Origin of the sequence: Shewanella youngdeokensis (assembly GCF_033180165.1) — a bacterium.
Classification (GTDB): Bacteria; Pseudomonadota; Gammaproteobacteria; order Enterobacterales; family Shewanellaceae; genus Shewanella; species Shewanella youngdeokensis.
The window spans coordinates 164,522-177,748 of sequence record NZ_CP136522.1; the positions used below are offsets into that span (position 1 = coordinate 164,522).

Genomic DNA, 13,227 nt, shown 5'->3' on the forward strand with positions numbered 1-13,227 from the left:
CGGTGTTACTAAATTAATCAGTGGTCTAAACAGCGTGCCAATACCAATCTTTTTTAATCAGCAGTATCCAACATTAGTTGACGCCAGCGAGCGTTGGAATTTTGTGTGGGATAAAGACGCCGCCTTTGAATTGAGGTTTGAACAAAACACGCTTAGTTTATATAAGCGTGACGAGCCCAAACTTGCCGGCATTAATGTTGATTTTGTTTCGGGCGCTGTGGCGCATCGTCGTAAATTTGGTGGTGGCCGTGGGCAGTCGATTGCTAAGGCGGTTGGGTTAAAGCAGGGCGTCACACCAACGGTGGTTGATGGCACTGCAGGACTTGGGCGCGATGCATTTGTGCTTGCTGGATTGGGTTGCAAAGTGATTATGGTAGAGCGGCATCCGATTGTTGCCGCATTGCTTGAAGATGGCTTACGCCGAGCTTATGAAGACGCTGAAATCGGTGATTGGATGCGTGAACGCATGAGCTTATTTCACGGCTCAAGCATTAACGCACTGGCGGACGCAGCAGCGATGTCGGGCACCGAAATCGACGTCGTCTACCTTGACCCAATGTACCCGCACCGAGAAAAGTCTGCTTTGGTAAAAAAAGAGATGCGCGTATTCCAGTCATTAGTTGGCGCCGATTTAGACGCCGATGGCTTGCTTGCCCCGGCAATGGCCTTAGCCACTAAGCGTGTAGTCGTAAAGCGCCCCGATTATGCAGAAGATCTCGACGGCGTAAAACCTAGTACCGTTATAGCGACTAAGAAAAACCGTTTTGACGTTTACGTTAAAGCGGCAATGAAATAGGCAGCGACAATAAAAACAATCGTTTCGATGTTTAAGTTAATGCACCAATCTGCCGAATAGGCAGTAAAAATAGCCTCATCTTACTTTATGTGGGAAGAGGCTTTTTATTGTCTATTCAACAAGAACCCTAACTCATTTATGCCCCAAAATAAGCTAGAGCAGGATTGAGTCTAATTTCAAGACTCGCAATTTGACTTACTTTTCTTCATGTCTAGAGTTCTGACTATGTGGCCAAATTTGCTGTACCACTAAACTCTGACAAATACCTCCTGCTTTATTCCACACACAAGGTACAAATCTAGCTGTTAACTTTATAGCTATTTAACTCACCTAAAACTTTTTTTGCTTCACCAATGTTGGAAATACTCAGTTTTGCCACTTCATCCCAAGCTAATTGACCGTACATTCGTAATCCACTATGTCTTCCATATGTTTCTGATTCTTTAGACACTTTTGAATATATATTTTTAATGAAAGGTGCTACTTGTTCAGTAATATACTGTTGTGCTATCCAAAAGGTCACTTTTTTAGCTGCTTGCTCAATACCTATCTCGACACCAGATTCAAGAGTGTAAGTAATAAGCTTCTTATTTCCCTTATAGGCTTCATGGGGGTACCCATGAGTTGATACCAAGTTAATGAAACCTACAGTATCAATCTTCGCCTCAGGCTTTTCAATTTCAACATTGAAAGTGGCTGGTGGAATATTTGCTACTTGGCGAAACCTATCTCTTATCTTACTTTTCACTTCATTAATCTGGGTTTCTTCCAAAGACATCAAAAATGATTGTGGATGTAGACTTAATATATTAGCTACGGTGGTGGCGTTTTCTGGCGCTGTCAAAGCAAGACTAAAATCATTTTCGTTAGTCGTATTAAAAATTTGTTGTAATGGTAATTTTCTCTTTCGATATTCAGCTCGAGAATTAAGTTCATTCTGGAGAAACTCAAGGTTAGGTGACGGTGATAAAACGTAATCATCTACACAATGAGCACTATGGTAATATTCAATAGCAGTGTAACCACGGCGAGTTTTTGCAAAATTTATTTTTGTTTCTAACAACACGTCACTATTGTCAGTGCTCGACTTAAGCCCAATAAGGTAGCTTGATAGTTTCATTCCGCAGGCTGTCGCTAAAGCTTCATCCTCGTATTCTGAAGCAAATTCTGAATAATCATAATCACCTCCAAACTCAATAAGAGCATGCCCTAGGGATGTCATTAAAATCTTTCTAATGTAACCACTACTATCCCAATCATAGTTTTGTGAGTTAGAAAGTTGACTCTCTAACATTGTTTGTAATTTCAAAAGATCAGAACAAGAGTATCCCAGCTCAACTGGGTGCGTTATGGCTTTATCCATCCGATTTGTTGTATAAAGTTCTTCACAGCCGATCAACAGTTCCATTAATTTTGCACCATTATCAGCGAGGCCACCTAGTCGGCCATAGGTTATATCTAAAACTTCATTGACCCACTTTGTTAGTTTGTCGTGGTTGTCTTTTTTATTTCTCATAAATGTCACCTAATGCTCAAATTTTAGTAAACAATATCCCTTAAATGTGTGTTTGGCAAGTATTCCTTGCCAAAAAACAGGCTTACCAAAGTATTTGGCAAAAATAAGTTGCCAAATACTTTGGTTCGTGCTTTCATTATCACAATCAAAAAGGAATTGGGTTCGTAAATGTCGGAGGCAAAATGTTTGTTCATGAGTCCGTTGCAAAAGCAAAGCTGAGAGGTGCACTTCGTGTTTCTGAGTTTAAAAAAGAAGAGATATTGCATTCGTTCCGTGACTTTATGTGCAAAAAACAAAAGTGCAGGCTTTCAAAGGCTGACGCTCAAAGGTACGTAAAAGATTCTCGGGATTTTTTTGGTGAAATGTTGATTGGAGAGTTTACGAAAGTTAAAAATGGATCTTGGCATTTTCAGTCAGAAACTTATTTTGTTGAGCCGAGGTTATATGAGCTTGATAATTATGGGTTAGTCACACCTTTTGTGGTTAATTTTTTTGACAGTAGACATTTTCTCAAGCGTAAAGCGGGCTATAGCCGAATAATTAGCAGTCTATTTTTGTTTCACCAACATTTTCTTGTTCGAGCGTTGCAACGTCTTGAGCTTGAAACTATTGGAGATGTAGGTAAAAAATTTCATCCAATAATTAAATGGTGTGTTCATAAAAGTGTACCTTTTAAGCATCTGCCTGAATTCCCTCACTTTGTAATGCGTGATTGTGTTGTTGTTTGTCATAAATTACCAGAAAAAGGTGGAATGCTTTTTAAAACCATTTTGATGAAAAAAATGATGAATAAGAATCAATTAGAAAAATTTGGGAAAGCATTCGATAAGTTAGAAAGCAAAAAAATTGAGTCGGTTTTAGTTAATCACACTGGAGATATTTTGCGTTCAGTGATCTCAACTAAAGAAAATGAATCTATTAGGACTCATGTAGGGAAATCAGTTTGGTTCGCCAACTAACTTTAAATATAAGCCACCATTAAGAATGTCGGAGTAGTTATGACTTTACCTGTGTATGGACATATAGCGTGTAGAAAGTGTTTTAAGCACTGTTTGAGTGAGCAATCTTTTCAACCTCATCCTTTATGGCAAATGAGAAATGACCCTGGTTCTTGGGGCGGAGACGAACCAGAAATTCTTATTTTGGGATTTTCGAAAGGCAGTACCCAAGCTGATATATATCAGCAGGGCGAGTTTGATGATATCGCGTTTGGTGGACCAGCACGAGCCAGACTTGATACGTTATTAAAGCGATTAGGTTTACTTCTAGATCATGAAAATGTATCGACTGAAATTGCCAATACAGAATCACGTTTTGCTTTCGGCTCATTAGTCAGATGCAGTCTGGCCAGAGAAAACCATCTAGGGAGTTATGCTACTTCAGGAGATCTGATTACCAAGTCTTTTTTTGAAATTCCAGAGATTCTAGATAACTGTACTGAGCAGTTTTTATCTTTTTTACCCAGTAAAACCCAAGTAGTTCTGATGCTAGGAATAACCGATAAATATATCACATCTAGTTATGAGCTATTAAAGAAGTGTTATCCATCCCTATGTAAGGTGAATGATGTCAGTTACGGTGATAACAATAGGACTTTTATACATGTAACGCATCCATCACCTGGAAATGGTCATTTTTCTAGTTGGTGCAAAGGTAACGCTAAATTTGATGATGCTTTGGCCGCATTAGAGCAAAGAAGTAGCTTTGGTGGGATATCTTCGCCTTCTTTACAAATGGCCGATGTTGAGGGGTTTAGTAATGCGCGAACGACTCAGAAAAATTTTTTAAAAGACGTTATTAAAACACCATATAAGAAAGAGACGGCCAGAATCAGTCAAAGCAGCGAATTGAGAGAAAACCTGGTACCGGTATCGACAGTTGCGACCTTTTGTGTCCCCTTTAATATTGAGCAAAAAGGGACGAAAGGTTTTGAAATAGGTGAAAACCCAGTTAAGCAAAATGGGCAGTATGTAGACACTTTTGATGAAGCAATTAAGTGTCTTAGAAAAATGAAAAATCCAAGCTGGAGAGCCCATGGTAAAGGCCCAGGCAATTGTAATGGAGGAGCTAGAAAAGCAGTTTTATGGGTGACTAAAAAGGATGCTATGCGGTTATATGAAGAGAAAGACAATAACCGTCGGGTGTCTATATTTCAGTCATTATCCGATGTTTATGAATGAATGCCTGATTCGTAAAACGAATTAGCAAGTAAGTTGAACTATATCTAATTAAAGGGAACAATAATGGATTTTGACCAAGTAATGCAGAAAAAGGGTAAGGTTTTAGTTGAGCCTAACAAGGTTGTTAAATCAGCCACATCGCTTACCTTATATTATGGTGATAAATTCATCGTAGAAACGAAGCATGATGACCGTAGTTTATTTATTGAGAATTCAATGATGAAAAAATTAGTTGATTTTCATCATGCTGAAGAAGAGCAATACATTGAAATTGAGAAATGCTTAAAGAGTGAATTTAAAATTAACTTTAATTCTATGGCGCCAAAACCAATCATAGACACCCATCGTTAATGGCAACTCTGTCATCTCTGCCTTACGGCCGAGGTGAATCACAGGGTCCACCCTGCACGGGGCAAGGAGGACTGCTCGTCCATATCCTCCACTTTGCCCCGGCAAAGTTTGCCTTCAAAAAGAAGGAGAACTTTCTTGATAAGTGGGGTCAGAGTCTGACGAATCCCCACAAAAAGATATGAATAAATAATGAGATAGATAAAAAAGAGAGGAACATTCATGGCATTTGGTGATCAAATTTATCGCCAAACAAAAATTACCACGAGTAAATGCCATGAATGCGAAACAAGTTTTATCAAAATGCCTCTCTCTTGTCACCCCATTAATGCACAAAACTCGACGACAGAGTTTGTTTTCTGCAATCGAAAGTTCAATGAATGGTAGCTCTTTATCAATCACTGGCCTTGGTCGCGACATTGATAGTAAAGCCCAGGAAAAACATAAAATTAAGCGTGTAGACAGGCTTTGCAGTAACACCAAGTTACATCGTGATATCGAGTTCATCTATACCCGAATGGCCTACCTGTTAGTCGGAACAATGAAGCAGCCAATTATTCACATTGATTGGTCAGACCTTGATGATCGCAAGCAAAGCTTTCTCATACGGGCATCACTCGCGGCTCAAGGACGGTCTTTAACACTCTACGAAGAAATATACCCGCTCAATAAAAAAGAGAAGCCGAAAACTCACCTGCTATTCATGACAAAACTAAAGGCTATGTTGCCCAATGACTGCAAGCCTATCATCGTAACTGACGCAGGCTTTCGTATCCCTTGGTTTAAGCAGATTCTGTCTCTTGATTGGGATTATGTAGGCCGCTTTAGAAATAGAACACACTGCAGAAAAGTCGCCGTTCATCATTGGTACCCAGTCAAAAAACTCTATGTTCAAGCAAGCTCTAGAGCTAAAAATCTTGGCGTCTACTTTTTAGGTGAACAGACTTCTTTCAGCTCTCGTTTGGTTATCTTCAAACGCGAGTCTAAAGGACGAAAGGATAGAACTGCAACAGGTGATAAAGCTAGGCGAAATAAGCGGTCTCGTGCAAGTGCAGAACGAGAAAAAGAGCCTTGGTTACTAGCTACATCACTTTGTAACTCAAGTGCTACGGCCAAAAGAATCGTTAAGATTTATGCGACAAGGATGCAAATAGAAGAAAGCTTTAGAGATGTTAAAACTGGTCTGAGAATGAATGATAGCGGTACTCGAATAGCGAGCAGATTGAGCGTATTACTACTCATTGCTTGCCTATCTCAGTTTATCCTTTATCTGTTAGGTTTAGCCGTCAAAGCTGCAGGTAAACACAGGCAATATCAAGCGAACTCAATAAAGCACCGTAACGTGCTCTCAAACCAATTTATCGGCTTGAGAGCATACAAAGACAGAAAGTTGAGGCTGCTGAAGTCGCATTGGCGAACGGCTATTAATACACTGCAAGGCTTAGCTCGGGATCCACAAGCAAGCTATTAAATTCGTGGGGATCCCTCAGGGTCAGAGTCTGACGAATCCCCACAAAAAGATATGAATAAATAATGAGATAGATAAAAAAGAGAGGAACATTCATGGCATTTGGTGATCAAATTTATCGCCAAACAAAAATTACCACGAGTAAATGCCATGAATGCGAAACAAGTTTTATCAAAATGCCTCTCTCTTGTCACCCCATTAATGCACAAAACTCGACGACAGAGTTTGTTTTCTGCAATCGAAAGTTCAATGAATGGTAGCTCTTTATCAATCACTGGCCTTGGTCGCGACATTGATAGTAAAGCCCAGGAAAAACATAAAATTAAGCGTGTAGACAGGCTTTGCAGTAACACCAAGTTACATCGTGATATCGAGTTCATCTATACCCGAATGGCCTACCTGTTAGTCGGAACAATGAAGCAGCCAATTATTCACATTGATTGGTCAGACCTTGATGATCGCAAGCAAAGCTTTCTCATACGGGCATCACTCGCGGCTCAAGGACGGTCTTTAACACTCTACGAAGAAATATACCCGCTCAATAAAAAAGAGAAGCCGAAAACTCACCTGCTATTCATGACAAAACTAAAGGCTATGTTGCCCAATGACTGCAAGCCTATCATCGTAACTGACGCAGGCTTTCGTATCCCTTGGTTTAAGCAGATTCTGTCTCTTGATTGGGATTATGTAGGCCGCTTTAGAAATAGAACACACTGCAGAAAAGTCGCCGTTCATCATTGGTACCCAGTCAAAAAACTCTATGTTCAAGCAAGCTCTAGAGCTAAAAATCTTGGCGTCTACTTTTTAGGTGAACAGACTTCTTTCAGCTCTCGTTTGGTTATCTTCAAACGCGAGTCTAAAGGACGAAAGGATAGAACTGCAACAGGTGATAAAGCTAGGCGAAATAAGCGGTCTCGTGCAAGTGCAGAACGAGAAAAAGAGCCTTGGTTACTAGCTACATCACTTTGTAACTCAAGTGCTACGGCCAAAAGAATCGTTAAGATTTATGCGACAAGGATGCAAATAGAAGAAAGCTTTAGAGATGTTAAAACTGGTCTGAGAATGAATGATAGCGGTACTCGAATAGCGAGCAGATTGAGCGTATTACTACTCATTGCTTGCCTATCTCAGTTTATCCTTTATCTGTTAGGTTTAGCCGTCAAAGCTGCAGGTAAACACAGGCAATATCAAGCGAACTCAATAAAGCACCGTAACGTGCTCTCAAACCAATTTATCGGCTTGAGAGCATACAAAGACAGAAAGTTGAGGCTGCTGAAGTCGCATTGGCGAACGGCTATTAATACACTGCAAGGCTTAGCTCGGGATCCACAAGCAAGCTATTAAATTCGTGGGGATCCCTCAGGGTCAGAGTAAACTTAATTTTTTGCTTTGTAGGGTCGTCCCATTTTCTTTGATTTCATGCTGTTTCCTGTGAGTTTTTCTATCTCATCTTTAAATTTATCATTCCCAATTGCCATGCCTTTGTTGGTTGCTTGGCGAATATCCTCTATGAGTTTGCTATCTAGGTGATGCTTAAACAAAGCTCGGTAATTCGATAGTCTTTTTTCTGGTTCTAGATGAATTGATAGATAAACCTGATGTGGGGTGCAAAGTTGTGAAGCCTTACCAAGTGCATTAATTTGGTGGCTTGACCAAGGATATTCAGCTGGGTCAGTGTAAACTTTATGTTATTACCGTACTTTTATTAATCTAACGGCTCATTTTTAGACCCTTTGCACTAATCCGTTTCTGTCCAAAAATGAGCTAGAAATGCTAGCTTAATAGGCGTAACAAAAGAACATGTCGCTATTTTCATTCATTAGTCTGAACTTCAATTTGTCGCTGTATCGTTGTTAATCGCTGCCGTGGGTGCATGGATCGTTACGGCCGTATCTGCACTGATAATTGGTGTTTTCATTTAGGTTTTAGTAATTTTATGGCTAGCTTGGAAATGTCCTTTGTGTGCTAGAATCAAGCTGAAATCAGCCTCTAATGCTCCATGTTTGGCATACTTTTCCTAATGTTTTGCTCTCTAGATGTGTTAGTGGCTCTGTATATAAAAATTGGATACTCGCTATGTCTGTGACTCACACATACCCAAACGCAACTCCGCATGACGATATTGTTGCTATCTACCCAAATGTTTTTCTATTGCGTGGCAGTGTCAAATTGGGCCCTGGTGCTCGCATCAATCGAAATATGATTATTATTCGTGAGGGTAAAGATCTAACGCTAGTAAATACAGTTAGAATCGAGGCCTCCCGCCTATCTCAACTTGAAGATCTTGGTAAGGTGAAACACATCATTCGTTTAGGGGATTCTCATGGCTTAGACGATCAGTTTTATCTTGATAGATATCAATGTGAGTTTTGGGCACAGTCAAACCAAAAGACTTATTTGACTCCCGTACCGACTCAGCTATTGTCTCAAAATTCTGAGCTCCCTTTTTCTGGTGCTGAACTGTTTGAGTTTCAACTCACAACTCATTCAGAAGCAATGATTTTGCTTCATAAACATAAATTGCTCATCACCACGGATAGCGTGCAATACCATGATGATTGGCGCTATTTCTCGTTACCAGCAAAATTTGTATTTAAGTTGCTGGGTTTTAAGAAAGGGGTAAACATAGGGCCACCTTGGCTTAAGCAAGTGACACCTAAGGGAGGCTCAATTAAGGAAGACTTTGCTAGAATATTGCAACTTGATTTTGATGCTCTAGTTTCAGCGCATGGTGTGTGTTTACGCGATGGTGCTAAAAGATTATTGATGCATGAGATTAAGCGCTTATAAGTTAAACGGAGAGTCATGGGCGACGCGGTTCCAAAATTGTTAGCGAGCTATCGTGGGTCGTTCACCAAAGCTTATGTTTATGGTTGTAACAAACCGAGTTCGATTTGTTTGCGTTTGCTTAGTGCAGAGGAGACGATTAGATAGGATTCAGATAAGTAATACTCCAACTCTTCATCTAGACTCCCATTGGTATCGGTTTGTTGTATCCATTTCATTCCTCGGTTAGCAAAGTAGGGCGCAGGACGATAGCCATCATGATTACACAAAAACTCATAATTTAGGTTCGACGTCTTGAATGTGTAAGCCGTCGCACCATCTTTTAGCGTAAAGCCAATCGCGTACACCTTTCCGCCCACCTTCCATACATGTGAGTTCCCCCATTGCATGACATAAGTTGACGATTTTAAAGCTTTACAAAACTGGTTGAACTCGTCGTGTTTCATGGATCTACTTTTCCTTACGGCCTTGGCTTTTTATTTTTTGTATTGCTCTTTTTGCGGTTGATAAATAATTAGAGGGCTCCCTATTATCTGTGTGCGATACTGGTTTCTGATTGCTTGAAGTGGTCAACTAATTTTGGCCACGGATTTGGTATGAGAGTTGATGCATCCTATAGTGAGATTGAAATCGAAGGCAAAAAGTTGCCGTAAATTCGGCTGTGACTGGATTTATGCAGATGTTACCCGTGAGTGAAAAACTTATGCTCTTCCCAACCATCATGGCTGGCTCGATGTGGTCAGGTGATAAGGTTAACGGAAGTGATGTTTTTAAAACCACAACGATTGCGACGGCCGGAGTGACCTCTCGCCTAAATTTAAGTTTAAGCGAGAGGTGTACATATTAATCAGTCAATGATTAAAGGTTGTAGCTAAGTGTTAGCATGATCATGTGAGCATTGTAGTTTTCGCTTAGCGACCCTAGAGTAACCAAGCCATTTATTTCATCAATCCCTACATCGCTCCAATCAGACTCGTCGCTTTTCTCAAAACGGTAATCAAGTGCTAAATCGACGCGCTCGCTCATAGCGTAATTCATGTAAGCACGCAGGCTATGGGTGGTGCTGGTGTATGGGTCATATTCAACTGTCCAAACTTCTACAACCCCGGTATTGCTTTGTGCATCAGCAAATTGGTAGTCCATACCAACATTAACTGTATCGCTTAGCGGGTGATCAACGCCTACACTAAAGTAGACAAATTGGTCCTCAATATCTGACTTCCAAGACGTTCCCACTTGGTCAGATTCAATCCACTGGACTGCAGCTGAGCTATATACATTGGTTTTGCCAATATAGTAGTTCATACCAACATTAACACCGTAGTCATAACTACGAGTTAAGCCGATTTCAGTTTCGGTGTAGAGGTCTTGCGCTAAGTAGACGTCGGCATCAACAGTAAAATTGGTCGATACTGCATAATTAACACTGAAGTCTGTTTTCGCTCGAGTACGGTCAGCCATATGGTAACGACGAAGCATAATGTCGTTGTTATTAGCCAGCAGCAAGTTAGCATTTAGTTCAGACTGATCGCGATGACTGATTTCACCAGACAAGGCCATATCTAAGTTTTCAAAAGCGCGAACACTGAGTTTACCATTCAATGTGTGCTGCTCGGTTTGCTCGCTATTTAACGAATCAACATCGTAGCCACTTTGGTAATACTGGTAGTCTTTTTGCTGGTACTCGTAATCTGCACTAAAACGATAACCCGAGGCGATGCGGTAGTTAACCCCTGCATTTAACCGTATTGTTTCTTGGTCTTGCAGTACGATCTCTTGAAGTTCACCTGTTACTGGATCTACGTTCCATTCAAGCTCGCCAATCATAGACGACTCGTTATTACGTTCGCTGTAATCAGCCCCAAAATAGACACGCGTTTTGGCGTTAAGAAGACTGCTGAATTTTACACGAGCATCAGTGGTATAGACTTCACCATCAAAAGCGAGCAATGAGGTGCTATCAATAAGCTGACTTTCTTGATGGTATTCACCATGACTAAATTGTGCACTCAAGTAACTTTTATCAAACTGATAACCACCACTGAAAGTTAAGTGGTGCGCATCATTATCTGGAGTCATTGCTAGCGCGTTGGGTTTACCATGAATCGCTAAGCTATTATTTAACTCATTGGTAAAAGTTGAGTAGCGATATTTGGCATTAACAAACAAATTATTGTGATTGGTACTGAGCTCTGCCGAATATTGATTTGTGCGATCATCTACAGGCACTAAAATATTGGTGGTTTCAAAGCCTGGAACCGAACTGACTCTATTACCTTCACGAGTGTGTTGAGTGGCACTGACCGCCCCAGTAAACCCGTAAATATCACCCTTGGCAGTAAGATTATATCTCTCACGCGACATCTCAAGATCTTGAGTCAGAGGGGCAACAGTTTTGATGATTTCATCACCAATTAACACCGAACTACTTTCTGCTTGCGCATTTAAACGCTGAAAATGTGCGTATTCGCCACTGACAGAAAAATTCGAGTCAGTATGCATTTCGCCTTCAATAAAGGCTCTTTCTGATCCCAGATTGCTGGCATACATACTGGCATTAGAAGATTTTAATTGCCCGCCGACGCCATAAGCTAAACCACTGTCAAAACTATTAAATGAATTAACACTATGGTCTTCGTCATTTTCAACTCCACCGATGCTTACGTCGATGTTACCGCTTACCTCAGTAGGAACCACACAGCGCTTACACTTCCATTTATCGAAGTTAGCGTTGGTCGTATTAGCATTGGACATGCTGTAGTTAGCCATCGCAGTACTAGTAAAAGTTACCAAGGCGAGTGTAATAAGATTTAATTGCCATTTCATACGTAAAACCCCTTAGCGGCTTAAAGGTGGGGTGTACTTGTCGTACACAGGATTATGACTACCATGAATTTGACTATGGCAATTTAAACAGCTTTGCCCGCTTGTCATGGTGCTGTTACCAGAACCAAGAAGTGCGGTACCGCTATGGGGGCTGGCGTGACAGCTTTGACATAGTTGAGGTGCACGGCGAATTAGCAAGTTATCATTAACGCTACCGTGAGGATCATGACAGTTACTGCAGTTATCAATTACAGGTTGATGTTCGACGAGATAGACGCTGCGTTTATCTGTGTGGCACTCGTAACAGTTTTCATTAACGGTGGCTTGTTTTAGAGACGCCTCGTTCATTGAGCCGTGCGCACTGTGACAGCTGGTACATGTCATGCCATCCCAGTCTAGAGGGTGATGGCTGCGCTTTTTAAGGTCTGACTGCTCTCGAGTGTGACAGCTGGTACAAACTTCAACTTGGGTGTCTTTGCTTAGAACTGGATCCTGCTCACTATGGATTTGGTGACAGTCAGCACAAGCGACTTCTTCTAGGTTGTGCAAAGATGAATGCCAAGACATGCGAGGTTCGTCCTGGTGACAAGACATACATACAGAGTTTTGGTTTTCTGCAGTTAAAGGTGAACCTTCACCAAAAGCGATCATGGGTTCTTTACCGCCGCGGTTATGCTTACCTATTGGTCCATGACAGGCTTCACACTGTAAAGATCCCATTGGGCTTTTATCATTAGCCGCATTACCGTGAGGTGTCGAAAAGATAGTCAACACTTTTTCTGAACGTTTATGACAAGCCAAGCAAGTATCGGCGCCTTTTTTAGAGTAGCGACCTTCAGCAAACTTCTTATCAAGAACCCCCCCGATAGCTTCAGGCGACATACTTTCCCAAGCACCGCCTGCCAATGCTGATGCACTCATAAAAATAGAGAGCAACAAGGGTGCAACCAAACTAGGCTTCATATAATTAGTTTCCTTAGTGAGTAGTGGACATTACTACGTTATTTTAATATTGATAATTTCTACAGTAATCACGGTTAAATAATAAGCTCATTAAATATATTTGAATATTTCACCATTATTTAAAGTGGTGACTTTGGCTATATTATAAATTGACTGTAATGCATCCACGCACTTTATACACAATTGTAAAATATATTTCTCAACAAAAAGGAAAAACGTTCATGACTTTCACAAATATAGCTAAGGTGTGATTTAAATTGCAAAAAACAAAACACTTGTGACGGCAATTATAACCTTAGTAATTATATTAAGTTTTCGCCTGAATAATAAGCGTGACGCACCT

11 protein-coding genes are annotated in these 13,227 nt (G+C 40.7%); 7 read left to right on the forward strand and 4 right to left on the reverse strand.

Features of this window, described 5'->3' with window-relative positions; translation table 11 throughout:
- Nucleotides 1-34 precede the first annotated feature (34 nt).
- Nucleotides 35-796, forward strand: a complete 762-nt coding sequence (locus RGE70_RS00740; protein ID WP_310469647.1) for a class I SAM-dependent methyltransferase — start codon at nucleotides 35-37, stop codon at nucleotides 794-796.
- Nucleotides 797-1,094: 298 nt separating this feature from the next.
- Here RGE70_RS00740 and RGE70_RS00745 read toward each other — a convergent pair whose 3' ends face one another.
- Complete coding sequence (locus RGE70_RS00745; RefSeq protein WP_310469648.1) at nucleotides 1,095-2,312, reverse strand: hypothetical protein; 1,218 nt, start codon at nucleotides 2,310-2,312, stop codon at nucleotides 1,095-1,097.
- A gap of 182 nt (nucleotides 2,313-2,494) precedes the next feature.
- On the opposite strand from RGE70_RS00745, the gene RGE70_RS00750 reads away from it, so the two are divergent.
- From RGE70_RS00750 to RGE70_RS00775, 6 genes are all read left to right on the forward strand, one after another.
- Complete coding sequence (locus RGE70_RS00750) at nucleotides 2,495-3,271, forward strand: hypothetical protein (RefSeq protein ID WP_310469649.1); 777 nt, start codon at nucleotides 2,495-2,497, stop codon at nucleotides 3,269-3,271.
- Nucleotides 3,272-3,310: 39 nt separating this feature from the next.
- A complete protein-coding gene (locus RGE70_RS00755; protein ID WP_310469650.1) occupies nucleotides 3,311-4,492 on the forward strand; it encodes a hypothetical protein in 1,182 nt (393 codons plus the stop codon).
- Between the two features lie 63 nt (nucleotides 4,493-4,555).
- A complete protein-coding gene (locus tag RGE70_RS00760; protein WP_310469651.1) occupies nucleotides 4,556-4,843 on the forward strand; it encodes a hypothetical protein in 288 nt (95 codons plus the stop codon).
- A 274-nt stretch (nucleotides 4,844-5,117) separates the two neighbouring features.
- Complete coding sequence (locus tag RGE70_RS00765) at nucleotides 5,118-6,311, forward strand: IS4 family transposase (RefSeq protein WP_310472882.1); 1,194 nt, start codon at nucleotides 5,118-5,120, stop codon at nucleotides 6,309-6,311.
- Between the two features lie 147 nt (nucleotides 6,312-6,458).
- A complete protein-coding gene (locus RGE70_RS00770; RefSeq protein WP_310472882.1) occupies nucleotides 6,459-7,652 on the forward strand; it encodes an IS4 family transposase in 1,194 nt (397 codons plus the stop codon).
- 732 nt (nucleotides 7,653-8,384) lie between these two features.
- A complete protein-coding gene (locus tag RGE70_RS00775; protein ID WP_310469652.1) occupies nucleotides 8,385-9,098 on the forward strand; it encodes a hypothetical protein in 714 nt (237 codons plus the stop codon).
- 77 nt (nucleotides 9,099-9,175) lie between these two features.
- On the opposite strand, the gene RGE70_RS00780 is transcribed toward RGE70_RS00775, so the two are convergent.
- The 3 genes from RGE70_RS00780 to RGE70_RS00790 form a co-directional block, all read right to left on the reverse strand.
- Nucleotides 9,176-9,541, reverse strand: coding sequence for an MmcQ/YjbR family DNA-binding protein (locus RGE70_RS00780; protein WP_310469653.1), 366 nt, complete (start codon nucleotides 9,539-9,541; stop codon nucleotides 9,176-9,178).
- Between the two features lie 412 nt (nucleotides 9,542-9,953).
- Nucleotides 9,954-11,921, reverse strand: a complete 1,968-nt coding sequence (locus RGE70_RS00785; protein ID WP_310469654.1) for an MtrB/PioB family decaheme-associated outer membrane protein — start codon at nucleotides 11,919-11,921, stop codon at nucleotides 9,954-9,956.
- A 12-nt stretch (nucleotides 11,922-11,933) separates the two neighbouring features.
- Entirely contained in the window at nucleotides 11,934-12,884 is a 951-nt protein-coding gene (locus RGE70_RS00790; RefSeq protein WP_310469655.1) for a DmsE family decaheme c-type cytochrome, read from the reverse strand.
- Nucleotides 12,885-13,227: the final 343 nt, after the last annotated feature.

What these genes read in the sequence shown, in the direction of transcription:
- RGE70_RS00745 (WP_310469648.1), bottom strand. Translation starts at nt 2,312, where the DNA reads ATGAGAAATAAAAAAGACAACCACGACAAACTAACAAAGTGGGTCAAT.
- RGE70_RS00750 (WP_310469649.1), top strand. Translation starts at nt 2,495, where the DNA reads ATGTTTGTTCATGAGTCCGTTGCAAAAGCAAAGCTGAGAGGTGCACTT.
- RGE70_RS00755 (WP_310469650.1), top strand. Translation starts at nt 3,311, where the DNA reads ATGACTTTACCTGTGTATGGACATATAGCGTGTAGAAAGTGTTTTAAG.
- RGE70_RS00760 (WP_310469651.1), top strand. Translation starts at nt 4,556, where the DNA reads ATGGATTTTGACCAAGTAATGCAGAAAAAGGGTAAGGTTTTAGTTGAG.
- RGE70_RS00765 (WP_310472882.1), top strand. Translation starts at nt 5,118, where the DNA reads ATGAATGCGAAACAAGTTTTATCAAAATGCCTCTCTCTTGTCACCCCA.
- RGE70_RS00770 (WP_310472882.1), top strand. Translation starts at nt 6,459, where the DNA reads ATGAATGCGAAACAAGTTTTATCAAAATGCCTCTCTCTTGTCACCCCA.
- RGE70_RS00775 (WP_310469652.1), top strand. Translation starts at nt 8,385, where the DNA reads ATGTCTGTGACTCACACATACCCAAACGCAACTCCGCATGACGATATT.
- RGE70_RS00780 (WP_310469653.1), bottom strand. Translation starts at nt 9,541, where the DNA reads ATGAAACACGACGAGTTCAACCAGTTTTGTAAAGCTTTAAAATCGTCA.
- RGE70_RS00785 (WP_310469654.1), bottom strand. Translation starts at nt 11,921, where the DNA reads ATGAAATGGCAATTAAATCTTATTACACTCGCCTTGGTAACTTTTACT.
- RGE70_RS00790 (WP_310469655.1), bottom strand. Translation starts at nt 12,884, where the DNA reads ATGAAGCCTAGTTTGGTTGCACCCTTGTTGCTCTCTATTTTTATGAGT.